We start from the raw sequence: 20,756 nt of genomic DNA, 5'->3' as shown, positions 1-20,756 counted from the left end.
CGCGTCTTTAGGAAAAACCCCGGTTTCTGACCACCCGTGCGTCCAGGACTGTAGAACTTTCTTCATCATATCTTAGGTATGGATAGATAAAAGAAAAAGGCGGCTGACAGCCGCCATTTTTGTTGTTTCCATTCAATTAGTTTCCCCAGGGAGTGGGTATCCAGGCAATAGTCCTCTACCTGCTTTAAAAGGTTCACTTTGAATCCTTTAAACTAGAAAGTACGTCATTTATCAAACATAGGGGTGTCATGGAGATGCACAGTAATTGATATACTAGGAGTACAAAAAGGTTTACAGCTAGCATAAAACCGGGTACGAGTAACAAAACCAAGCCTATACAAATAATGTAAAAATTTGAGCTGTACAGCAAAGGAGCAAATACAGCAGTGAGAAAAAGCGATTTGAGGAAAAATGGCAAGTTACCCTGAGTGTTTATATTCCTTGGACCGCCCCCACGATCAGCAGGCTTGTAGATAAACCCGAGTACAGACAAGTCTATCCAAAGTTCTACAGTCGATTCAAATTTTATTTTCTTCCTAGTCTTAACGTCGGGAGTAAAAAATAATGTGACAGTAGCATCGGGAGTCTACCTGTTGATGTTCTCAAGTATTTCCCGTACTTGGTTCTTTACTAAATTTCGATTCAATTAATTTGTCCTGCGAGTGAGGATACTTCCAATATAACCCCCATACAGTGGAAGGAGTCTAGATGTCATTTGCCAGCCTCGCAACCAACCTGAGTCCGATCGCCCCTAATCGAACTCAGCCACTCCCCTCATCTCCCTCCCCGCCGATCGCCGAATTTTCGATCAAAAAGGACGATCGCACAATGGTAAGCTACCAAAGACATTAAAATATCTAAGGTAGAGACAAGTTAAAATGTCGGCATTAAATGAAGTTCCCTTACTGTTGCGGGCAGCCCGCGGCGAAACTCTAGAACGCCCGCCCGTGTGGATGATGCGCCAAGCCGGTCGCTACATGAAGGCTTATCGAGATTTGCGAGAAAAGTATCCCTCCTTTCGCGAACGTTCCGAAATACCCGAAGTGGCGATCGAAGTTTCCCTTCAGCCGTGGCGCGCGTTTCAACCCGACGGCGTAATTCTGTTTTCCGATATTGTCACACCCATGCCCGGTTTGGGCATCGAGATGGACATCGCCGAAGGCAAAGGCCCGATTATCCACGAACCCATCCGCACTCAGCAGCAAATCGACAACCTGCAACCGCTGAATCCCGAAGAAAGCTTGCCGTTTATCAAAACAATCCTCCAATCCCTGCGCGCGGAAGTCGGCAACAAATCCACCGTGCTCGGTTTTGTGGGCGCGCCTTGGACGCTGGCGGCCTATGCCGTAGAGGGTAAAGGTTCTAAATATTATGCCATCATCAAAAACATGGCATTTTCCGATCCAACTTTACTGCATCAGTTGCTGTCGAAATTCGCCGATGCGATCGCAGTTTATATGCGCTACCAAATCGACTGTGGCGCGCAAGTAGTGCAAATGTTTGACTCCTGGGCCGGCCAAATGTCCCCGCAGGACTACGAAACCTTCGCTTTACCATACCAAAAACAGGTATTTGAGCAAGTCAAAAAAACCCATCCCGACACCCCGCTAATTCTCTTAGTCAGCGGTAGTGGCGGCCTCCTCGAACGGATGACAAAATCCGGCGCGGATATCATCAGCGTCGATTGGACGGTTGATATGGCCGACGCACGCAAACGTTTGGGCCCCAACATGAACGTTCAAGGAAATCTCGATCCCGGCGTATTATTTGGTTCTCAAGCGTTTATTCGCGATCGAATTCTTGATACAATTCGCAAAGCGGGCAATCGCGGACACATCCTCAATTTAGGACACGGCGTATTACCGGGAACCCCCGAAGACAACGTGCGTTTCTTCTTTGAAACGGCAAAACAAGCGGACAAATTGCTTGCAGTTGCTGCTTAAATTGCGATTTGATTGCGATTAACTGGTAACGAGTAAAACTCTCGTTTATAGCCAAGGCCTGATCCCCCTAAATCCCCCTTAAGAAGGGGGACTTTGAGAAGAATCTTATCACCCGCTTAAGAATGGGAACTTTGATCAGACTCTTGTCCCCCCCTTCTTAAGGGGGGTTAGGGGGGATCAGGCCTCGGCATCAAATCGATCAGCCCAAAAAACCCTGACAAATCTCGTTTATAGCCAAGGCCTGATCCCCCTAAATCCCCCTTAAGAAGGGGGACTTTGAAAAGAATCTTCTCCCCCGCTTAAGAATGGGAACGCAAGAGAAGCCTCTTGTCCCCCCCTTCTTAAGGAAGGTTAGGGGGGATCAGGCCTCAGCATCAAGTGAAAACCCCTCATTCCTCCCATCTTCCCCTGCGGCAAAATGAACTCCAAAAAAATTTTTGTGACGGGTGCAAGTGGCTGTATCGGTCACTACATGGCCGAAACTTTGATTCAAGAGACAAACCACGAACTTTACTTATTAGTTCGCAACCCCGAAAAATTAAAATTTGACTGGAAAGCCCGTCCCGACATCAATATCATACAGGGCGATATGCGAGATATCGATCAACACGCCGAACTCCTGCAAACAATGAATGTAGCAATTTTAGCTGCCACTGCTTGGGGAGGAACTCAAGAAGTTTTTGATGTTAACGTAACCAAAACTCTCCGCCTAATTCAACTACTTTCGCCACAGACTTGCCAGCAAGTAATTTATTTTTCAACGGCCAGCATTCTCGGTCGAGACAACAATTTGCTGAAAGAAGCCGGGGAACTGGGGACAGATTATATTAGCTCAAAATACAACTGCATGGTGCATTTGTCAGCTTTGACAAATGTGCCTCCGATTACCGCACTTTACCCGACTTTAGTATTGGGAGGAGACGCAGAAAAACCAGTCTCTCACTTGTCATCGGGCCTGCCCCTTGTCACCAAATGGATTGGTTTGATTCGTTGGTTTAAGGCAGATGGCAGTTTTCACTTTATCCACGGCGCAGACATTGCCACAGTAGTTAATTATTTGGTTGAACATCCGCCAGCTTCCGAGGAACCGCGACATTTTGTGCTAGGAAATCCGGCGATTACAGCTAACGAAGTGGTAGAACAAGCTTGCCAGTATTTGAATAAAAAGATATTTTTTCGGATTACTCTGTCACCTTGGCTAGCCGATTTCTTTATTTGGCTGTTCCGAATTCAGGTGGCTGCTTGGGATAGATTTTGCATCAGCTACCGTCATTTTACCTATCAAAATCTTGTGAATCCCGAAAGCATAGGAATGCCTAGTTACTGCGGCACAGTTGCCGATATGTTAAGAACTAGCGGGATTCCCGATCAAAATGTAAAGTAGCGCCTACACTCCGCACCAATAATCGGACGATGCTCAAAGCCCATCCCACAAGAAAGATTGTGGGATGGGCTTTGAGCATCGTCCCTAATTATTTATCCTATTCAACTCTACTGTTTCAAATTCTTTTTTGCCTGATTCCTACACTTTTTAAGCGATTACCGTTAATTAACGGTCAAATACGATAAGATATCAGCATTTGCAAACTTTAACAGGGAACTGCCAGCTAAAAATTGCGCTCATTCTATTTGTCTTAGGGGGTGTCACCCCTCGCCAGATAGTCGATCGAGTGCAAGATCGTAATTTTAGCATTAACATTAAGTCTTGAGAATCGATCGAACTCTCAAACACGCCAGCCCGATCGCAAGTTGTTTACTGATGTGAGGTTTAACATAATATGCGAGTTCTCCTAGTTTATCCCCTGTTCCCGAAAACATTTTGGTCTTACGAGAAAATCCTAGAATTAGTTGATCGTAAAGTTCTGCTGCCACCGCTGGGTTTGGTAACAGTAGCAGCTATTTTACCCCAAGAATGGGAATTTAAGTTAGTCGATCGCAACATCAGACAAATCACCGAAGCAGAATGGGAATGGGCAGAGCTCGTTATTCTGTCCGCCATGATTGTCCAAAAAGAAGATTTGCTAGACATCATCCGCGAAGCAAAACGGCGCGGTAAATCCGTAGCTTGCGGCGGCCCTTACCCGACTTCCGTACCCGAAGAACCTCAAGCAGCGGGCATAGATTACCTGATTCTCGACGAAGGCGAAATCACCTTGCCGATGTTCGTCGAAGCGGTACTGCGGGGCGAAAAAAGTGGAATGTATCGATCGGACGGCGTAAAACCCGATGTTACCACAACCCCAGTTCCCCGCTTCGATTTGCTGGAATTAGACGCCTACGATTCGATGTCAATTCAATTTTCGCGAGGCTGTCCCTTCCAGTGCGAATTTTGCGACATCATCGTCCTCTACGGCCGCAAACCCCGCACCAAAGATCCCCAACAATTGATCGCGGAACTAGACTGTCTGTACAACCTAGGTTGGCGGCGCGGCGTGTTCATGGTAGACGACAATTTTATCGGCAACAAACGCAACGTCAAACTGTTGCTAAAAGACTTAGAAGTCTGGCAAATAGAACACAAATTCCCCTTCAACTTCAACACAGAAGCATCCATCGACTTAGCCCAAGACCAAGAATTGATGGACATGATGGTGAAATGTCATTTCAATGCAGTATTCCTAGGAATTGAAACCCCCGACGAAGAAAGCTTGCAAATGACCAAAAAATTCCAAAACACCCGCAATTCCCTAATCGAATCAGTTGAACTAATTGCCAAATCCGGCTTGCGAGTAATGGCCGGATTCATCATCGGATTCGACGGCGAAAAAGCAGGCGCAGGCCAACGCATTGTAGACTTCGCCGAAGCAGCAGCAATTCCGAGCACAACCTTTGGAATGCTGCAAGCTTTGCCGCACACTGCATTGTCCCACAGACTAGCAAAAGAAGGCAGATTGCGCGACAAATCTGGCAACCTCAACCAGACAACTTTGATGAACTTCATTCCAACGCGGCCGCTAGAAGACATCGCGCGGGAATATGTCCAAGCATTTTCTGACGTCTACGACGCTGAAAAATATTTAGACCGCACCTACCGCCACTTCTTGATGTTAGGTGCACCTACAGCAGATATACCATCAAGAATCCCCAGTTGGATAGACTTGCGAGCACTGCTAACTGTAGTTTGGCGACAAGGAGTCAAGCGTTCAACTCGGTGGAAATTCTGGCATCATTTGTTCAGCATTATCAAACGCAATCCTGCGGTTTGGGATCACTATTTAACAGTGTGTGCTCACAACGAGCATTTCCTGGAATACCGCCAGATTGTGCGGGATGAAATCGAAGAACAATTGGCTGACTTTTTGGCTAATGAGTCTCAAACTGTATATCAAGAACCTGTTGCTGTTGAGGAAAAGCAAGTGCAAGCGGTTTAGGGTTGGAGAATTCAACCGCAGATAAACGCAGACAAACGCAGATGAATGTAAGATTGTCTGCGTTTATTTTGTTTTTAATCTCGTTTCCAGGTTCTGGCTGGAAATGTCATAAGCTGTGGCTGTGTCGCCTCTTGAGAGCAGCCTGAGAGAGCCTCCCGATGGATTCCCAGTTTCTCACAGAAAAAGTGAAATACTACTATTGGCGGCAGCAGTTATTTCGGCAGATAGAGGCGCGATCGCCCGAAAATATGAAAATCTAATAACAAGCTCAAAAATACCAAAATTCGCGATCGCCCCAACCCGCCATGCAAGGAACAAATCACATCAGAACAGCAGCTCTATTAGGGCTTCTGAGCGGCCTTCTAGTTTTAGGAAGCTATTATTTAATCGGCAACGAGCAAGGACTTTACATCGGTTTAGCATTAGCCGCCTTCACCAGTTTTAGCTCTTGGTACTATTCCGATACGGCAGCTTTGATGGCTTACCGCGCTCGCCCGATCGCCCGCAGCGAAGCTCCCGAAATCTACGATATTGTAGCATCGCTGAGCGCCAAAGCCGAAATTCCCGTGCCGAAAATCTTTGTAGTTCCGACTCAATCTCCCAACGCATTCGCCACGGGAAGAGACCCGGAACACGCGACAATAGCAGTTACTGAAGGCATCATCAAACTGCTTTCCCGCGAAGAATTGGAAGGGGTATTAGCCCACGAACTGACGCACATCCGCAACCGCGACACTCTGACTCAAGCAGTTGCAGGGACGATCGCCGGCGCGATTACATTTGTCGGGCGAATTCTGACATTTGGAGCGCTTTACGGCCCGGTGACGCGGGACAGCAGACAAGGCCCGAATCCTTTTGGTTTGCTGTTTTTAATCATCTTAGCGCCGCTATCAGCAACGCTAATTCAATTGGCGATTTCTCGGACGAGGGAATTTGCAGCCGACAGCGGTGCGGTGGAAATTACCAATAACCCGATCGGCTTAGCAAACGCCCTGCAAAAATTGGAAAAAATGAGCCGAGAAATTCCGATGCACGGGAATCCGGCGATGTCGCCGCTGCTGATTGTGAATCCTTTTTCGACTAAAGGTTTGCAGTCACTTTTCCGCACTCACCCCTCTACCGAAGAACGGATTCAGCGGCTTTTGACGCTGGCGCAGCAGCAGCAAGGTACTCCAGTTATGGCCTACGTGCCTGGAATTTGAGCAGTTGAAAATGCAGCAAAAATATCTAGAAACCCGGTTGTTTGAAGCAGCCGGGTTTCTGTATGTTTGTAATGGTAACTCTGGGGCGATGGAAAGCGGTATAGCGGTTATCAAGCGTTGTGAGTTATGCCCGATGCCCGATGCCCTGTTTGCCCAGCGGCACCTCATATGAGAACTCGAAATGCTATAACTATTTATACATAGTAGAAATAGAATCAGATTGTGAGCGGTCAACAAATGGCACAAATTACCACGACTGAATTACCCCAAACCGTCCAGACTCTATTGATAGAAGTCGAACGTACTAAAACCCCTCTCACCGTCATCCACGAAGGAAAAGCATTAGTAATTATTTATCCTGCGACTACCGAAACTCTACGGCGCAGCTTTGGCGCGATGAAAGGAAGCGGTGAAATATTAGGAGATTTAATTGCTCCTGTCGCCGAACCGTGGGAAGTTTTAGAATGAAAATTTTACTCGATACTCACATTTGGCTGTGGTATTTACTCGGCGACCAGCGCCTATCGCGATCGCTTCAAATGGCGATAGGCGATCGTAATACCGAACTTTGGCTGAGTCCAAGTAGTATTTGGGAGACACTCATGCTTGCAGAAAAAGGACGGATATCTTTACAGCCAGATCCCGTTAGATGGGTTAATTTAGCTTTAAAAACCTTGGAAACTCGTGAAGCCCAAATGAATCACTCCATTGCAATTTTAAGTCGCGAAATTGCACTTCCTCATCAAGACCCCGCAGACCGATTCATTAGTGCCACAGCTATTTAGTATGGCTTAACATTAGCCACAGTTGATGCCAACCTTACAGGAAATTCGGCACTACAAACACTCAGTTAGGCAATAGCGTAATTAACCCATACAACTTTACTTTCGGGTATAATGACTCTCACCGAGAGGGGATATTCTATATTTTTTTAGGCGATCGCCCTCCGTGCAATCATCGCATTGTTATGCTAGAAATGGATAAGATGGTGAGTGGAAAAAGAGGTTGGGTAACACGAGTATCAACCCAACCTACAAGAAAGGGCGATCGCACTGCTTTGGTTAGTGTATACTGATATATTCGCTCTAGCGGTAAAATTTCTTGCCATCCGAATAAAAAACAATATCGTTACGGATATTATTGGGATAAAGGTAGGGCATCTTCAGATCAGACAGACCGTCATTATTATTATCGATGGACTCAATCCCCCCAACAACAGAATTTGGGTTCAAGTTGCCCTTACCGCTTCTCCACCAGATGCTAGAGTTAAAGTTCTTCCCGTCCGAGGTAAATACCCATATTCCAACATCAAAGTTTCCATAGTCATACAGACAAGCAATATCGGACTTTTTATCACCATTGAACTCACCAACCGTACAACTAAGTATTTTTGAGAAGTTCGCTTCTCCCCGACGTGTTGCATACCATTGTTGCCAGGTTTTACCATCCTTGACTTCTACTGCAACAGCCAGAGATCCTACTTCTCGAATCCGAGCTTCTTGAGTTTTTGTGCCATCAAATTTTCCTCGTAATCCAGATATTTGTGAATATGCTGCTTCAATCGAACTTAAAACTGTAGCTACGACACTGATAGAAATTAAAATTCTCATGAGTATTTTCATAATTGCCTCCCAGCTAAAATTTCACCAAACTGGTTAATCTGCGGTCTAACTATTAATTAGACCGTAACTGCTTTCTAACAAACTATTACAGGGTATAAAACGGTAAGCGTTCAATCCCTAAATTTATCGTTTAACCCTTCTCCCATCATCCTCAGAAATACAAGCTTTGTCCAGCGAAAAACTGTTCAATTTTGCCGACATTTTCTCCAGCTTTTACTCTCTTGAATCTAATTTTGTGGGAAAATGTACGGAAATGTATTAAAAAGCCGGGAAATGTGAGCTATAATCCACAAAGTGCGCCCATATACCTGTGCCCATGAATCTTAAAGAAATGTTAAAATTTGCTGATAAGATAGTATTTGCCAAAACAGGTCAGCACCTTGACGATTTACAAGAAACGGTACTGCGAGGGACTCTACAACATGAGACATATAAGCAAATAGCTAAAGATTGTGATTTTTCTGAAAGTCGTGTTAGGGAAGTAGGATCGGAATTATGGCGCATACTTTCAGAAGAGTTAGGGGAAGATATTCATAAATCAAATTTACGCTCGGCAATGGAGAGATTGCAAGTCTCCATATTTTCAAATGTTGTACAAGATTATGTCGGAGTTGGTAGCATTAACACCTGTGGAGAACCTAGACACCCGCCAAATATCCCAAATTCACACCCACCAAATCAGGAAACATCTACTAACCCACAACAAACTAAAAATCTACATCAAGATTTAAGCGAAATGCCAGAGTTGGGTGATTTCTTCGATCGCACCCCCGAACTCGACACCCTCACCACTTGGATTCTACAACAACGCAGCCGCCTGATCGCGCTCACCGGCATCAGTGGCATCGGCAAAACATCCCTAGCAGTCCAACTCGTACAGCAAATAAAAGATGAATTTGAATGCGTCATTTGGTGCAGCATCGACCCCTCCTACACCCCAGATAAATTTGAACATAAACTAATACAGTTTTTCTCGCATTCAGAAAAACAAGATTTATCCCCAACAAACCCGAAACGCTTACCGCTGATTAAATATTTGCAAAAACATCGCTGTTTAGTAGTCTTAGATGACGTTCACAACCTTTTTTGTAGCGGCGAATTCGCAGGAAAGTATAAACCAGAATGCGAAGAATATCGCTCTTTATTCAAACAGATAGAAAAATTATCCCATCCATGTTGCTTTCTGCTAATCGGTTGGGAACAACCCAGAGAAGTAATTCAAGTTAAAAACCAAAATACTTCTATTCGTATATTACAACTCAAGGGTTTAGACATCGCAGCCGGACGGGAAATACTCAGAGATTATGGGTTAGAAGAAAGCGACAACAGTGAAGCACTCATTCACCGCTACCAAGGCAACCCCCTATGGTTGAAAAGCGTAGCGAATCTGATTGAAGAGTTGGGAATCGGCGTGACAGAATTATTAATAGATGATACCATATTGTTGCCGTCAGATTTAAAAGATGTTTTACAGCAGCAGTTCGATCGCACTTCCGAACTAGAAAAACAAGTTATGTCTTTGTTGGCTAGGGAAAACCAGTCAGTCAACCTAGCAAAATTGCTAGAAAAAGGACAAATATCCTCATCAGATTTACTCAACGCGCTCCAATCTTTATCACGGCGCTGCTTTATAGAAAAACAGGAAAGTCTTTACACTCTCCCACCTGTATTGAGGCAGTATATCAAAGGGTTGTAACCAAAATATAAAATCGCCCTGTGCTATCATAGAATACAAAACTTACAGATATTCGCATAGAAATGTTGTATAACCTGAAATTATGCCAACTATTTTACGAGTAGGCCCTTACCGACTTTACTTTTACAGCCATGAACCGAATGAACCACCTCATGTTCACATTGACCGAGACAAATCATCGGTTAAATTTTGGTTGGAGCCAATCAGTTTAGCAAACAACCTTGGTTTTAGCGCTAAAGAACTTCGGAAAATACAGTCAGTAGTACAAGAAAATCAACAAACACTATTGGAGGCTTGGTATGGGTATTTTGGCGATTCGAGCGGACGAGAGAGTTAAGCACATTCATTTTACCGAAGAAACAATTAGTGTTGATTTAATGGATGGACGAACCATTATCGTCCCTTTAATTTGGTATCCCAGATTGTTTAATGCAACTCCCGATCAAAGGGCAAAATGGGAATTATGTGGAGGAGGCTATGGCATTCACTGGGAAGAAATCGATGAAGATCTCAGTACAGAAGGAATGTTGCGCGGAGCACCTGCCCCGAAAACTTCATCTTGACAATTGACTAGCTAAAAAATATCGAAAAACGCAGATGAGTATAAATCATCTGCGTTCATCTGCGGTTAAATTAAACCATTTTAAACAACCGCCGAAACCTTATCTACAGGCTTGACTTGAGTGAGAAAATCGTGAAGTTTTTCACCTTCAATTACCTCTGTTTCTAACAGTTGTGTCGTAATTGTTTCTAACAATTCTCGATTTTCCTTGAGAATATCTAAGGCTTGTTGGTGTGCAGTTTCGACAATTTCTTTGACTTCTTGGTCGATCGCCTCAGCAGTTTGGGCACTCACCGCACGGCGCGCATTTCCCATACCATCGCCGAGGAAAGATTGTTGAGATCGATCGTAAGCTAGAGGCCCCAAAACCTTACTCATCCCGTAAGTTGTCACCATCCGTTCAGCTAAATCAGTCGCCCTTTGCAAGTCGTTGGAAGCGCCAGTAGTAATGCTACCAAACACGACTTCCTCAGCCGATCGCCCTCCAAGCAGTGTAGCAATTTGACCGCGCAACTCCGACTCATCTAACAAGAAACGGTCTTCTGTCGGTACTTGCAACGTGTAACCCAAAGCAGCCATACCGCGCGGCACGATCGAGATTTTCGCCACTTCGCCGCCGCCAGTCATCACAGCCCCAACCATCGCGTGCCCTACTTCGTGGTAAGCCACAATCTTTTTCTCTTTTTCATTGAGCACCCGGCTCTTCTTTTCCAAGCCCGCCACAACGCGCTCAAATGCCTCTAAAAAGTCTTCCTGTGCCACAGCGAGGCGCTTGTTACGCGCCGCTAGCAAGGCAGCTTCATTGACCAAATTTGCCAAATCTGCGCCCGAAAAACCGGGGGTGCGAGTGGCGATCGCCTTCAAATCAATATCCGGGCCCAACTTCACTGTTTGAGAGTGAATGTTCAAAATTGCTTCGCGGCCAGATAAATCCGGGCGATCGACCAAAACTTGGCGATCGAAACGGCCAGGGCGTAACAAAGCAGCATCCAAACTTTCCGGGCGGTTAGTTGCAGCGAGAACAATTACCGTAGTATTGCCCGCCGCAAAACCGTCCATTTCAGTTAACAATTGATTGAGAGTTTGTTCGCGTTCGTCATTCCCCCCGAAGCTAGCGTTACTGCTACGAGATTTGCCGATCGCGTCCAATTCATCAATGAAAATAATACAAGGAGCCTGTTTCTTAGCCTGCTCGAATAAATCTCTAACTCGGGCAGAACCAACACCTACAAACAGTTCCACAAACTCCGAACCCGAGATGCTAAAAAACGGCACTCCCGCTTCACCAGCCACTGCTTTTGCTAACAAAGTTTTGCCAGTTCCCGGAGGCCCGACTAACAGCACACCCTTCGGAATTCTCGCGCCAATTGCGGTATATTTGTCGGGAGTTTTCAGGAATTCCACAACTTCGACTAATTCAGTTTTAGCCTCTTCTACGCCGGCTACGTCAGCAAAAGTAATCTTCGCAGATTCGCCTTCGACGTAGACCTTAGCTTTGCTTTTGCCGATCGACAGCGCACCCTGTGGCCCACCACCGCCCCGGTTCATGAAAAATTGAAAAATTGCCACAAAAATCAGCGGCGGAACCACCCAGCTCAAAACACTGCCGATCCAGCCATTTTTAGAAGGGGGAGTTGCCGCAAATTCAACGCCTTTTTCTTGCAAAAGTTTAGGCAGATCCAGGTCAAAAATCGGCGTAGTTGACAGCACTTGACCGGGTTTGTCGCCTTCGCCTTTGAGTTGGTAGCGAATTTCATTTTGACCCACCGAAGCTCTCACCACATCTTGTTCTTGGACTTGATGGACGAACAAGCTGTAAGGCACTTGCGGAATTTGCGGCCCCAACAAATTGGGCAAAAAGATATTTGCCAGCAGGAACAAACTTGATAGCAATAACAAAATATTGCTAATTTGCCGAAAACGAGGTAGTTGGGGCTGGTCTTTAATTGCCATTGATAACCGTCATCCTTTAATTTTAACCAATTTTATTCATCTATTTTCTCATCAAATACGCACGCACTGTCAAGCGGATTTCCTCACTCGATTGGGTGGGTTAACCAGCTTGCAAGGATTTGCTACTATTAAAAATGCTTTTTTTAATGAACCGCGAAGGTGTGAACAAGAACAGGCGTCCCGCCTTTTCCACAAAAGAAGAGAAGAGCATTATAGTTGTGAATGGTTAGTTAATAGTTACTCGATGGTTATTACTTCAGAATTGTTTTAAAAATTTCTCGCTTTTTTCTTACTTCGTGAAACAGGCGTCTCGCCTGTTATTTTTCGCGTCTTCGCGGTTCGCTATAATTATACAGCTTCTGGATTTAAATTAATCATTTCCCAAGTAATATAAGTGCCGATCGCACCCCAAATCACGTAAGGCAAAAGTAACAAAGCCGCGGTTTGAGAAATCGGCAAAACAGCCAACAGCAGCACAACTCCCAAAATCTCGCCAACCCCTCCCAAAATCGTCCCTACTTTCAGACTTTTGGCTCTGAGAGTAGCGGGAATATAAGCAACTGTGACAATTTCTAAAAGCAAGTACAAAGCCATCAACAGCCAAGTTTTAAGGCTCCCTGGCTCCTGTTCCCACACGACAGCAGCGCTGCCGACCCCGCCAGCAAAAATTACCGTCCAAATTAACGGAATAGCAGGCTCAAAAAACAGCCAATCCGGTCTTTGAAGTTTGACGACCCAGTTAATATCGCGCAGTTTAAAAAACAGAGTGCCGAAGGCGACTGAGAAAGTCACGCCGCCGATAATCATCCAAGATTCCATCATGGTTCTCAACATTCAAATTGCTCGATCGCTCATTAAGTCGATCGTGCCAAATCCAAGCCGAACTTAGATCCGCCTTTAGTAATAACTTTTGTAAAGCCAGATGCAATTATTGCTAACCGCCTGACACATTCTTAGCAAACTCTTCGCGTCCCGACACCAAATTAGGTGGAACGCCGTTAGGGTAATTTTGCGCGATTAAAGCTTGCAACTTTTCAACTCGATTTCCAGGGTTCGGGTGAGAGCTCAAAAACTCCGGCGATCCCCCGCCCTTCCTAGCAGAACCGAGAATCTCCATTACTTCCACAATACCTTGAGGATCGTAACCCGCTTCCGTCATAAACCGAAAACCGAGCTGATCGCTTTCAAGTTCGTCGGATCTACCGTACCGCAAACCGACAACTTGATTAACAGCTTGAGCAATTACAGCAGCCGACTGACCGCCCCCGCTACCGTCGCTAGTAGCCACCCCAACCGCCGTTACCAAAGACCTGCCCAACTGCTGTTTTGCCAAATGTTCCGCACCGTGCCGGCCCACTACGTGACCCGCCTCGTGGCCAAGTACAGCGGCCAACTGAGCCTCCGAATTCAGCCGTCGCAGCAGCCCCGCAGTAATGAAAACTTGTCCCCCCGGTAAAGCAAAAGCATTGACAGTTTCGGCGTCTCGCAGCAGGTGGAATTCAAACGGATAACCCGCTTGTTTCGCGGCCGAACCGTTGACAACTCGTTCGCCGACTCGATCGACATACTGCTGAATACTTTGGCTGGGATAAAGCCCCCCGTACTTGGAGGCCATTTGATCTCGCGCCTGCAATCCCAAAACTATCTCTTGGCGGGGAGAAAGCTGCACCCGCTGTCTCTCTCCTGTTACCGGATTTTGTACGTCGTTTGTAAAATAGGTGATTGCCCCAAAAAATGCCATTAATAGCCCGATCGCGGCTCGAAATAAAAATTTATTCACAGGCTTTTACCTAAAAAGTTTCGCGCTTAGAATACTATGGTGACAGCTACCTCCACATCTGTCTGAAGTATTAATAATGGAAAGAGGAACCGCTGATTAAGGCAGATATACGCTGATGAACGCAGATGAATCTCAAGATATGAGCCGGCGATATTACTTCAGATTTTATTTAATATTCTATTGGTGATTCCTGATTTTTTCGCAATATGTTTCAAGCTACCCGCCGCCGCCTTGCTATTTGGTACACAGCCGTTACCGCCGTGTTGTTACTTGTATTCGCCACGGGTTTCTATTTCTACGTCCGCAATACTTTGATCGATCGCATTGACGACACCCTCCATCACGTTGTCGAAGTAATAGAGCGAACTCTGGTTATCGAACCGCTAACTTTTCCTAATACCACAGATAAAATTAAATTGCAAGTTAATATTCAAGCGAGTTTTCGAGATAGCACCGATGCCGTAGAAGACGACCACATTGATTTAGAATGGTTCAGTCCTACGGGTGAATTGCTGTGGTCTACTTTATCGGAACCACTGAATATTCCCATTCACGCTAACCGTACTGGCGAAACAGTTTGGATAATTAATAATAAGTTGCACTCAGAGCAAAACTATTCCCTCAGACAAGTCACGCAGCGAGTGGAAATCGGCCGCCAGGTTTTGGGATATTTGCGAGTCAGCCATCCTTGGTTTGAAGTGACAAAACCGATCCGCCAATTAATTTTTGATTTGATTTTGGGGACTGGTTTAACTTTAATTGGCGTGGCGGCTATTGGCTGGTTGCTGTCAGGATTGGCGATGGCGCCGATACGGGAGTCTTATGGGCGTCTCAAACAGTTTACCGCTGATGCTTCCCACGAACTCAGAAATCCGATCGCCACTATTCAAACTAACGTACAAGTAGCTTTGGCGGAACCGGATATCGAACCGCAGCAACACCAACAGCTACAGGTAATCGAACGCCTGACGCGCCGTTTGGGGCGGTTGGTTGACGATTTGCTGTTTTTAGCCAGACAAGACAGCGGTATCCTGCAGCAGCAGTGGATTGAGGTTCCTCTTGATGCTTTGCTGATGGAGGTAATTGAAGAACAACAGGCGATCGCCACTACCCAAAATCTCTCTCTTTCTTTGGAAATTGTCGATCTGCCCAACGCTGAGGACAACTTTACACTGTTAGGCGACTGGGATCAACTAGCCCGACTTTTTACCAATCTCGTCAGCAACGCCGTGCAGTACACGCCCTCTGGCGGTCAAATTCAAGTAGAATTGCAGCTTGCAGCTAAAAACAAAAGAAATTCGGCGATGTTAAATCCAGCACTGCAAATAAAAGTAACAGACACCGGCATCGGAATTTCCGCAGAAGCCCTGCCGCATTTATTCGATCGATTCTACCGCGCAGATCCCGCCCGCACCCACCGCAGCGCCGCCGGTTCCGGTTTAGGATTAGCCATCGCCAAAGCAATTGTCGAAAATCACCGCGGCCAAATCCGCATTGACAGCCAAGTCGATCGAGGTACCGCCGTTACCGTCACCCTCCCCGCCCACAAATCAGAAGCATCTCGCCTCTAAAACTTCCCCTCTTCCTCTCTTCCTCTGCGCCCTCTGCGCCCTCTGCGGTTAAAAAAAATCTACCCCTCAAACCCTTATTCTTCCTACCTCGCGCCCAAACCCAGCGATTAAAATTCATTTCCGCCATAGATTAACATAAACGTTGTTGGAAAACCTCGATCGAACTTGTGAGGAGTTATTTATGTTTCGCCACAATCTACCGTTAAAAAAAATCAGCTTGCTAGCCGCCACCTGCGGAGGTTTACTCGTTAGTCTCGCAACACTTTCCCAAGCCGGCGGCCCCCCGCCCCAACAAGGAAAACCCGTTTCCCAGCCCGCAGAAACTCCCGCAACAACTGAAGAACCCGTCAGCCAACCAACTCCGGCTGCGAGTCCGGGCCCCAGTGAGATGCCCTCTACACCCACAGACGCGCCTCCCCGCTTCCCAATGCCCAGTGCGCGAGTTACGCCTGCTGAAGGCATGATAGTAATTAAACTGGTGAATACCACCAATGCTGTCATCAATTATCAAATCGTAGGCGTCACCCCGCAGCGCACTCTGGGCGAACAATCGGAAATTTTGCTTCAAACCCTCAAAGTGCCAATCACCCTCACTTATCAGCGCCCAGACGGCGGATTGCTGCTGGTTCGCCCCCAAGCAACCGCGATGCCGGGAATGTTGCAAGTCAGTTTCGGCGCGACGACTGAGTTGGGCACCGATACAAAATCGTTGGAAATTCAGGAAGATGGCAAGGTAATTTTGAATTAGGTTAATTGGTTCACGGTTGACGGTTGACTGTTGACGGTTGACGGTTGACTGTTGACTGTTGACTGTTACCATTCGTGTCAACTTAAGACTAAAATCCATAATAAATATCGTTTATAGTTGAGTTTCGATCCCCCCTAACCCCCCCTTAATAAGGGGAGGAAAAGAGTATTCTTACGTCCTTTCTAACTCCTATTAATAGACGGCGAAGAGCATTCAAAGTCCCCCTTCTTAAGGGGGATTTAAGGGGATCGAAACTTCGATACAAACGAGATATACACAGGGTTTTAGTATTATGTTGACACTGATGGGCTGTTACTAATTCCCAATTTCTAATTCCAAATTCCCAGTCAACCGTCAATCGCCGAGTAACAACGGAGGTAACTTTGTAAAAGGTAAATCCTCGTTGACTGCATCAATTTCTTCCTGTTCTCTTTCGTTGATTTGACCGATATAAGACTTGAGAATTTGCGCCAGACGGTTGTTATAAAATCGGTGCAAACTATAATTTGGCGTAGCTGGAAAGCCGCGCCGTTTTTTGTGCCGCCCGCCCGCGCCGGGATCGAAGGTTTGGATGCCCCGATCGATCGCCCATTCGATCGGGGTATAATAACAAGCATCGAAGTGTAAGCAGTCAATTTCCTGCAAACTGCCCCAATAACGCCCGTAAAGTCGATCGCCCTTATACAAACAAAAAGACATACCCACAGGCTGTCTGTCATCTTCCTTATCGTAGGCGGCGACAAACAAAACGCGATCGCGATAATTGTGGTGCAACTGTTCAAAAAATCGCTTAGTCAGATACTTGCTGCCCCACCAACCAAATTTGTCGCAAGTATTCTCATAAAAAGCATACATTTGAGCAAACATGGCTTGGGGAATTTCATCGCCCGTCAGCGTTTTTATCAACAAACCAGCTTGATCGACTGCTTTGCGTTCGCGTTTGATATTGCGGCGCTGGTTAGCATTAAAAGCGCTTAAATAACCGTCAAAATTTTGATAGCCTTGATTTTGCCAAATATAGCTATGGTGCATCCAAGTGCTGAAACCGTGGCGTTCCATTCTTTCGCGCCATGCTGGATCGACATACAGGAAATTGCAACCGGAGATATTATGGCGATCGCAAAAATGGTCGATCGCACTTACCATTATGCTAGTTAACTCATCTTCATCTTCCCCATCAGCAATCAAAAACCGATAGCCTTCAGCCGGAGTAAACGGCGTCATTCCCATCAACTTCGGATAATATTGTACACCCAAACGCTGAGCTAAATCCGCCCACTGATTATCGAACACAAATTCGCCGTAGCTGTGGCTTTTGACATAAAGCGGCGCGCAAGCAATCAACTGTTTGTCTCGCCAGACTGTCAAGTGATGTGGTAGCCAACCGTTTTTACCTGTCGCGCTACCGGAGATTTCGAGATTATTCAGCCAATCCCATTCCATAAAAGGAGTTTTTAGGGGCATCGCTAAGGCATCCCAGGAGGATTGGGGGATTTCGCCTATTTTGCTAATCCAGGCTACAGAATATTCAGGTTTTGGCTGTTTCAGCATAGGGAGATTTGAGCGTAGAGCGATCGAACTTTATTTAAGTTAATACAATCTCTCCTGCTTGTGTAATTATTGGCCACAGGCAAGATGCCTGTGCCACAAAACTCTTGTGGGGTGGGCTTCTAGCTCGCCACAGGCAAGATGCCTGTGCCACACAAGATGTGGGATGGGCTTCTAGCCCGCCACAGGCAAGATGCCTGTGCCACACAAGATGTGGGATGGGCTTCTAGCCCGCCCCAACTCTATAATGCAAAAACACCTCTTGTCCCACCTGTTTAACCGCCAAAAGCTGCAATTTCGGAGCCAAATTCGCCAAAAAACCCTTTCCCTCAACGGGAGTTGGCGCATCCGCCCCGCCTAAAATTAACGGGCACACCGTCAGCCAAAGTTCATCAACCAAACCCGTAGCGAGCACAGACGCTACCAGTTTCCCCCCGCCCAGAATCGCCAAGCGTTTGATACCGAAGCTGGCTAGCTGTTGAAACGCATCAATCCAATCAATCTCTCTATCCGTGGTTTTAGCATGGATAGTGCGATCGAACTTACAGTCTTTCATCGGGTAGGGAAACGGCATTGCCGTGTCCGCATCTTGCCCAGTCAGCAGCCATCGCGGCACCAGTTGCTGGAAAAATCGCAAGTTTGGGTCAAATTGGCGCGATCGCGAACACACAATTTGCACGGGTTGTGGGGGCTTTCCTGCGAGTTCCCGCTGTTTGAGCAATTCCGGCGAAATCACTCGCATCGTCGTTCCATAAGCTTGTAAAGTGCCGTTGCCGAACAAAACGGCATCGTTTGCTGCTACTTGTTGTTCGAGGTGGGCTTTGTCGTTGGCAGAACCGAATCTGGCGGGCGATCGCACTTTATCTGCAATCTTACCATCGGCACTGATCGCGAGTATTACTGTTGTGTAAGGTCGATCGATCTTATCTATCATTAATTTATGGAACTTTCGCACAACATCATAACGGAAAAAGAGGACACGGCAGTGCCGTTTCCCTACCCCAAAATGTCGTAGCGTAGCGGGGCGTAAGCCATCGCCCTTCCCATCCTCTCGCAGTTTGGCAAATTTGACAAAATTTGATATTTTTGCTATGATTGCCTGAAATAAATCACAATTAAAGCTCAACTATAAATGTATGGAAGCTGTAATTGAAAGCATTGTAGATAAGCTGCGTTATTTAGGCAAACCGCAGCTAGAAGTAGTTCTTAATTTTGTTGATTTCCTAACTTGGCAATCAGCGCCTGGTCAGTCATCAAAGGTAAGTGATTCTGATGCAGAAATCAGCGATCGCGATTTTGAGATACTTTTAGATGAATTGGCTGATGATTTTATTCAAAGTCTGGGAAATAATGTGCCAGTGCTATCAGATTTTGCCATAAGTCGTGAAGGTATCTACGAGGAGCATCCTTAGCAATGTTATGCCTTGTAGATACGAATATTCTGCTGCGGTTTTCCGATCGCTCTCATCCTTTATATCCTGTAATCCGCAATGCTGTAAAAAAATTGCGACAGGATGGATATAAACTGCAAGTAGCCTCACAAAACTGCGTTGAATTTTGGAACGTTGTTACTCGCCCGATCGAGAAAATGGCTTTGGGTTGACTCCTGCTGATGCCGAGCTCAAGTTACGCCGGATCGAGCGTCTTTTTCCTTTGTTTCCCGACTCGCATTTAACTTACTCCGAATGGCGCAGGTTGGTTGTTACCTACAGAGTTTCGGGGGTTCAAGTACATGATGCTCGTCTTGTGGCTATTATGAAAGCAAACGGTGTATTACACATTTTGACGCTAAATGTTAAGGATTTTACTCGCTACGCTAGCGAAGGAATTGTGCCAATCGATCCAAATACTATCTCTTAATCATAAAAGTTGATCGCACTTCTAAAAATTCGATCGCCCACCCACAAAAACCCGATCGCCCATCAATCCAAAAACCCGATCGCCCTGAAACCGACCGAAAATTTGTCTGCTTTGTGGCACAGTCCGCCGGGGGTTGAAACCCCCGTCTCATAGCTAAAGTCGGTTGAAACCGACTGAAAATTCACCTAAAACCAATACACATCAACTAACTCTTCAGTCCTCTTCAGAGGACTTTCGCTATGAGACAGGGGTTTCAACCCCGGTTGGACTTGTCGGCGACGAACCAACTAGCCCTTGGCGCGGACTAACTAACGGACTAACAAATCAAATGCGATCGCCCATCCACAAAAAACCCGATCGCCCATCCACAAAAACCGGGTTTTTTCCGAAATACTTCCCTACAACCCACAGATGCGGGCAAAAACCTCGCTGTCAACTGTCAACTGTCAACTGTCAACTGTCAACTGTCAACTGTTTAACTCCCTCCAATCGCAGGAAATGCACCCGGCCCGATCGATCGCCCGCTACAACTGTCACTCCATCAGGGGCGATCGCACAACACATAAACGCACCATCTCCGCTGAAACTAGCAACCTCATTGCCACTAAGTATATCCCAGACTTTTAGGGTGTTATCCATTGAAGCCGAAATCGCTATCAGGCCGTTGGGTGCGATCGTGACTGCATTTACCCTATTACTATGACCCGTGAGAGTTTTCAGTTCCCGGCCTGTTTCGGTGTCCCAAATTTTCAGGGTATTATCCAAGGAAGTAGAAATCGCTGTTTTTCCGTCGGGTGCGATCGCCACTGCAAATACCGCGCCTCTATGACCCGTGAGAGTTTTCAGTTCCCGGCCTGTTTCGGTGTCCCAAATTTTCAGGGTATTATCCAAGGAAGTAGA

General features: G+C 46.2%; 23 protein-coding genes. 16 read left to right on the top strand and 7 right to left on the bottom strand.

The window, feature by feature from the left end:
* Positions 1 to 708 precede the first annotated feature (708 nt).
* The 7 genes from QUA58_RS23280 (at position 709) to QUA58_RS23250 (ending at position 7,301) form a co-directional block, all read left to right on the top strand.
* Complete coding sequence (locus QUA58_RS23280; RefSeq protein ID WP_333396221.1) at positions 709 to 852, top strand: hypothetical protein; 144 nt, start codon at positions 709 to 711, stop codon at positions 850 to 852.
* 26 nt (positions 853 to 878) lie between these two features.
* Complete coding sequence (gene hemE, locus QUA58_RS23275; RefSeq protein ID WP_333396219.1) at positions 879 to 1,943, top strand: uroporphyrinogen decarboxylase; 1,065 nt, start codon at positions 879 to 881, stop codon at positions 1,941 to 1,943.
* A gap of 418 nt (positions 1,944 to 2,361) precedes the next feature.
* Positions 2,362 to 3,327, top strand: coding sequence for an NAD(P)-dependent oxidoreductase (locus QUA58_RS23270; protein ID WP_333396218.1), 966 nt, complete (start codon positions 2,362 to 2,364; stop codon positions 3,325 to 3,327).
* Between the two features lie 394 nt (positions 3,328 to 3,721).
* Complete coding sequence (locus QUA58_RS23265; RefSeq protein ID WP_333396217.1) at positions 3,722 to 5,314, top strand: B12-binding domain-containing radical SAM protein; 1,593 nt, start codon at positions 3,722 to 3,724, stop codon at positions 5,312 to 5,314.
* A gap of 305 nt (positions 5,315 to 5,619) precedes the next feature.
* Positions 5,620 to 6,516: a M48 family metalloprotease gene (locus QUA58_RS23260; protein WP_333396216.1), complete on the top strand. Its 897-nt coding sequence runs from the start codon at positions 5,620 to 5,622 to the stop codon at positions 6,514 to 6,516.
* Between the two features lie 237 nt (positions 6,517 to 6,753).
* Positions 6,754 to 6,984: a type II toxin-antitoxin system Phd/YefM family antitoxin gene (locus QUA58_RS23255; RefSeq protein ID WP_194066709.1), complete on the top strand. Its 231-nt coding sequence runs from the start codon at positions 6,754 to 6,756 to the stop codon at positions 6,982 to 6,984.
* Positions 6,981 to 7,301 carry a PIN domain-containing protein gene (locus QUA58_RS23250; RefSeq protein ID WP_333396215.1) on the top strand — a complete coding sequence of 107 codons (321 nt, stop codon included), beginning with the start codon at positions 6,981 to 6,983 and terminating at the stop codon, positions 7,299 to 7,301. The genes QUA58_RS23255 and QUA58_RS23250 overlap by 4 nt, the downstream gene beginning before the upstream one ends.
* 300 nt (positions 7,302 to 7,601) lie before the next feature.
* On the opposite strand, the gene QUA58_RS23245 is transcribed toward QUA58_RS23250, so the two are convergent.
* Positions 7,602 to 8,138: a hypothetical protein gene (locus tag QUA58_RS23245; RefSeq protein ID WP_333396213.1), complete on the bottom strand. Its 537-nt coding sequence runs from the start codon at positions 8,136 to 8,138 to the stop codon at positions 7,602 to 7,604.
* A gap of 316 nt (positions 8,139 to 8,454) precedes the next feature.
* Between QUA58_RS23245 and QUA58_RS23240 the strand changes: the two genes are divergently transcribed.
* The 3 genes from QUA58_RS23240 (at position 8,455) to QUA58_RS23230 (ending at position 10,397) form a co-directional block, all read left to right on the top strand.
* Entirely contained in the window at positions 8,455 to 9,834 is a 1,380-nt protein-coding gene (locus QUA58_RS23240) for an NB-ARC domain-containing protein (RefSeq protein ID WP_333396212.1), read from the top strand.
* 82 nt (positions 9,835 to 9,916) lie between these two features.
* Positions 9,917 to 10,171: a DUF4160 domain-containing protein gene (locus QUA58_RS23235; protein WP_333247989.1), complete on the top strand. Its 255-nt coding sequence runs from the start codon at positions 9,917 to 9,919 to the stop codon at positions 10,169 to 10,171.
* A complete protein-coding gene (locus QUA58_RS23230) occupies positions 10,134 to 10,397 on the top strand; it encodes a DUF2442 domain-containing protein (RefSeq protein WP_333247987.1) in 264 nt (87 codons plus the stop codon). Before QUA58_RS23235 ends, QUA58_RS23230 begins: the two co-directional genes overlap by 38 nt.
* Before the next feature lie 80 nt (positions 10,398 to 10,477).
* Here the strand turns inward: QUA58_RS23230 and ftsH4 are convergent, their stop codons facing one another.
* The 3 genes from ftsH4 to QUA58_RS23215 form a co-directional block, all read right to left on the bottom strand.
* On the bottom strand, positions 10,478 to 12,349 hold the full coding sequence (gene ftsH4, locus QUA58_RS23225; RefSeq protein ID WP_333396210.1) for an ATP-dependent zinc metalloprotease FtsH4: 1,872 nt from the start codon (positions 12,347 to 12,349) through the stop codon (positions 10,478 to 10,480).
* Between the two features lie 348 nt (positions 12,350 to 12,697).
* A complete protein-coding gene (locus tag QUA58_RS23220; RefSeq protein ID WP_333396241.1) occupies positions 12,698 to 13,171 on the bottom strand; it encodes a tryptophan-rich sensory protein in 474 nt (157 codons plus the stop codon).
* A 112-nt stretch (positions 13,172 to 13,283) separates the two neighbouring features.
* Positions 13,284 to 14,129 carry a M48 family metalloprotease gene (locus tag QUA58_RS23215; protein ID WP_333396209.1) on the bottom strand — a complete coding sequence of 282 codons (846 nt, stop codon included), beginning with the start codon at positions 14,127 to 14,129 and terminating at the stop codon, positions 13,284 to 13,286.
* Between the two features lie 206 nt (positions 14,130 to 14,335).
* Here QUA58_RS23215 and QUA58_RS23210 point away from each other — a divergent pair, with 206 nt between their 5' ends.
* Together QUA58_RS23210 and QUA58_RS23205 are read left to right on the top strand one after the other, a co-directional pair.
* Positions 14,336 to 15,700 carry an ATP-binding protein gene (locus tag QUA58_RS23210; protein ID WP_333247981.1) on the top strand — a complete coding sequence of 455 codons (1,365 nt, stop codon included), beginning with the start codon at positions 14,336 to 14,338 and terminating at the stop codon, positions 15,698 to 15,700.
* 181 nt (positions 15,701 to 15,881) lie between these two features.
* Positions 15,882 to 16,448 (top strand): hypothetical protein, encoded by a 567-nt coding sequence (locus QUA58_RS23205; protein ID WP_333247979.1) that lies wholly within the window; start codon positions 15,882 to 15,884, stop codon positions 16,446 to 16,448.
* A gap of 354 nt (positions 16,449 to 16,802) precedes the next feature.
* Here QUA58_RS23205 and QUA58_RS23200 read toward each other — a convergent pair whose 3' ends face one another.
* Positions 16,803 to 17,999 carry a GNAT family N-acetyltransferase gene (locus QUA58_RS23200; protein ID WP_333396208.1) on the bottom strand — a complete coding sequence of 399 codons (1,197 nt, stop codon included), beginning with the start codon at positions 17,997 to 17,999 and terminating at the stop codon, positions 16,803 to 16,805.
* A gap of 223 nt (positions 18,000 to 18,222) precedes the next feature.
* Positions 18,223 to 18,930 (bottom strand): RibD family protein, encoded by a 708-nt coding sequence (locus tag QUA58_RS23195; RefSeq protein WP_333396207.1) that lies wholly within the window; start codon positions 18,928 to 18,930, stop codon positions 18,223 to 18,225.
* A 202-nt stretch (positions 18,931 to 19,132) separates the two neighbouring features.
* On the opposite strand from QUA58_RS23195, the gene QUA58_RS23190 reads away from it, so the two are divergent.
* From QUA58_RS23190 to QUA58_RS23175, 4 genes are read left to right on the top strand one after another with little or no spacing between them, the layout of a single operon-like run.
* The gene (locus QUA58_RS23190; RefSeq protein ID WP_106146644.1) at positions 19,133 to 19,408 is read left to right on the top strand and encodes a hypothetical protein; all 276 of its coding nucleotides are present in this window, start codon (positions 19,133 to 19,135) and stop codon (positions 19,406 to 19,408) included.
* 2 nt (positions 19,409 to 19,410) lie between these two features.
* Positions 19,411 to 19,599 carry a hypothetical protein gene (locus tag QUA58_RS23185; RefSeq protein WP_333247972.1) on the top strand — a complete coding sequence of 63 codons (189 nt, stop codon included), beginning with the start codon at positions 19,411 to 19,413 and terminating at the stop codon, positions 19,597 to 19,599.
* Positions 19,554 to 19,856: a hypothetical protein gene (locus tag QUA58_RS23180; protein WP_333247970.1), complete on the top strand. Its 303-nt coding sequence runs from the start codon at positions 19,554 to 19,556 to the stop codon at positions 19,854 to 19,856. The genes QUA58_RS23185 and QUA58_RS23180 overlap by 46 nt, the downstream gene beginning before the upstream one ends.
* A gap of 9 nt (positions 19,857 to 19,865) precedes the next feature.
* Positions 19,866 to 20,009: a hypothetical protein gene (locus QUA58_RS23175; protein WP_333247968.1), complete on the top strand. Its 144-nt coding sequence runs from the start codon at positions 19,866 to 19,868 to the stop codon at positions 20,007 to 20,009.
* A gap of 300 nt (positions 20,010 to 20,309) precedes the next feature.
* Here QUA58_RS23175 and QUA58_RS23170 read toward each other — a convergent pair.
* Positions 20,310 to 20,756, bottom strand: a 447-nt coding sequence (locus tag QUA58_RS23170) for a WD40 repeat domain-containing protein (RefSeq protein WP_445301897.1), incomplete at its 5' end; no start/stop codon positions are given.

The organism is Microcoleus sp. N9_A1, from assembly GCF_036701795.1.
Classification (GTDB): Bacteria; Cyanobacteriota; Cyanobacteriia; order Cyanobacteriales; family Microcoleaceae; genus Microcoleus.
The sequence above is the reverse complement of the archived record's forward strand: the minus strand, read 5'-3'. Positions and strand labels throughout refer to the sequence as shown.

What these genes read in the sequence shown, in the direction of transcription:
- QUA58_RS23255 (WP_194066709.1), top strand. Translation starts at nt 6,754, where the DNA reads ATGGCACAAATTACCACGACTGAATTACCCCAAACCGTCCAGACTCTA.
- QUA58_RS23260 (WP_333396216.1), top strand. Translation starts at nt 5,620, where the DNA reads ATGCAAGGAACAAATCACATCAGAACAGCAGCTCTATTAGGGCTTCTG.
- QUA58_RS23210 (WP_333247981.1), top strand. Translation starts at nt 14,336, where the DNA reads ATGTTTCAAGCTACCCGCCGCCGCCTTGCTATTTGGTACACAGCCGTT.
- QUA58_RS23270 (WP_333396218.1), top strand. Translation starts at nt 2,362, where the DNA reads ATGAACTCCAAAAAAATTTTTGTGACGGGTGCAAGTGGCTGTATCGGT.
- QUA58_RS23235 (WP_333247989.1), top strand. Translation starts at nt 9,917, where the DNA reads ATGCCAACTATTTTACGAGTAGGCCCTTACCGACTTTACTTTTACAGC.
- QUA58_RS23185 (WP_333247972.1), top strand. Translation starts at nt 19,411, where the DNA reads ATGTTATGCCTTGTAGATACGAATATTCTGCTGCGGTTTTCCGATCGC.
- QUA58_RS23205 (WP_333247979.1), top strand. Translation starts at nt 15,882, where the DNA reads ATGTTTCGCCACAATCTACCGTTAAAAAAAATCAGCTTGCTAGCCGCC.
- QUA58_RS23190 (WP_106146644.1), top strand. Translation starts at nt 19,133, where the DNA reads ATGGAAGCTGTAATTGAAAGCATTGTAGATAAGCTGCGTTATTTAGGC.
- QUA58_RS23220 (WP_333396241.1), bottom strand. Translation starts at nt 13,171, where the DNA reads ATGATGGAATCTTGGATGATTATCGGCGGCGTGACTTTCTCAGTCGCC.
- ftsH4 (WP_333396210.1), bottom strand. Translation starts at nt 12,349, where the DNA reads ATGGCAATTAAAGACCAGCCCCAACTACCTCGTTTTCGGCAAATTAGC.
- QUA58_RS23280 (WP_333396221.1), top strand. Translation starts at nt 709, where the DNA reads ATGTCATTTGCCAGCCTCGCAACCAACCTGAGTCCGATCGCCCCTAAT.
- QUA58_RS23245 (WP_333396213.1), bottom strand. Translation starts at nt 8,138, where the DNA reads ATGAAAATACTCATGAGAATTTTAATTTCTATCAGTGTCGTAGCTACA.
- QUA58_RS23230 (WP_333247987.1), top strand. Translation starts at nt 10,134, where the DNA reads ATGGGTATTTTGGCGATTCGAGCGGACGAGAGAGTTAAGCACATTCAT.
- QUA58_RS23195 (WP_333396207.1), bottom strand. Translation starts at nt 18,930, where the DNA reads ATGATAGATAAGATCGATCGACCTTACACAACAGTAATACTCGCGATC.
- QUA58_RS23250 (WP_333396215.1), top strand. Translation starts at nt 6,981, where the DNA reads ATGAAAATTTTACTCGATACTCACATTTGGCTGTGGTATTTACTCGGC.
- QUA58_RS23265 (WP_333396217.1), top strand. Translation starts at nt 3,722, where the DNA reads ATGCGAGTTCTCCTAGTTTATCCCCTGTTCCCGAAAACATTTTGGTCT.
- hemE (WP_333396219.1), top strand. Translation starts at nt 879, where the DNA reads ATGTCGGCATTAAATGAAGTTCCCTTACTGTTGCGGGCAGCCCGCGGC.
- QUA58_RS23200 (WP_333396208.1), bottom strand. Translation starts at nt 17,999, where the DNA reads ATGCTGAAACAGCCAAAACCTGAATATTCTGTAGCCTGGATTAGCAAA.
- QUA58_RS23240 (WP_333396212.1), top strand. Translation starts at nt 8,455, where the DNA reads ATGAATCTTAAAGAAATGTTAAAATTTGCTGATAAGATAGTATTTGCC.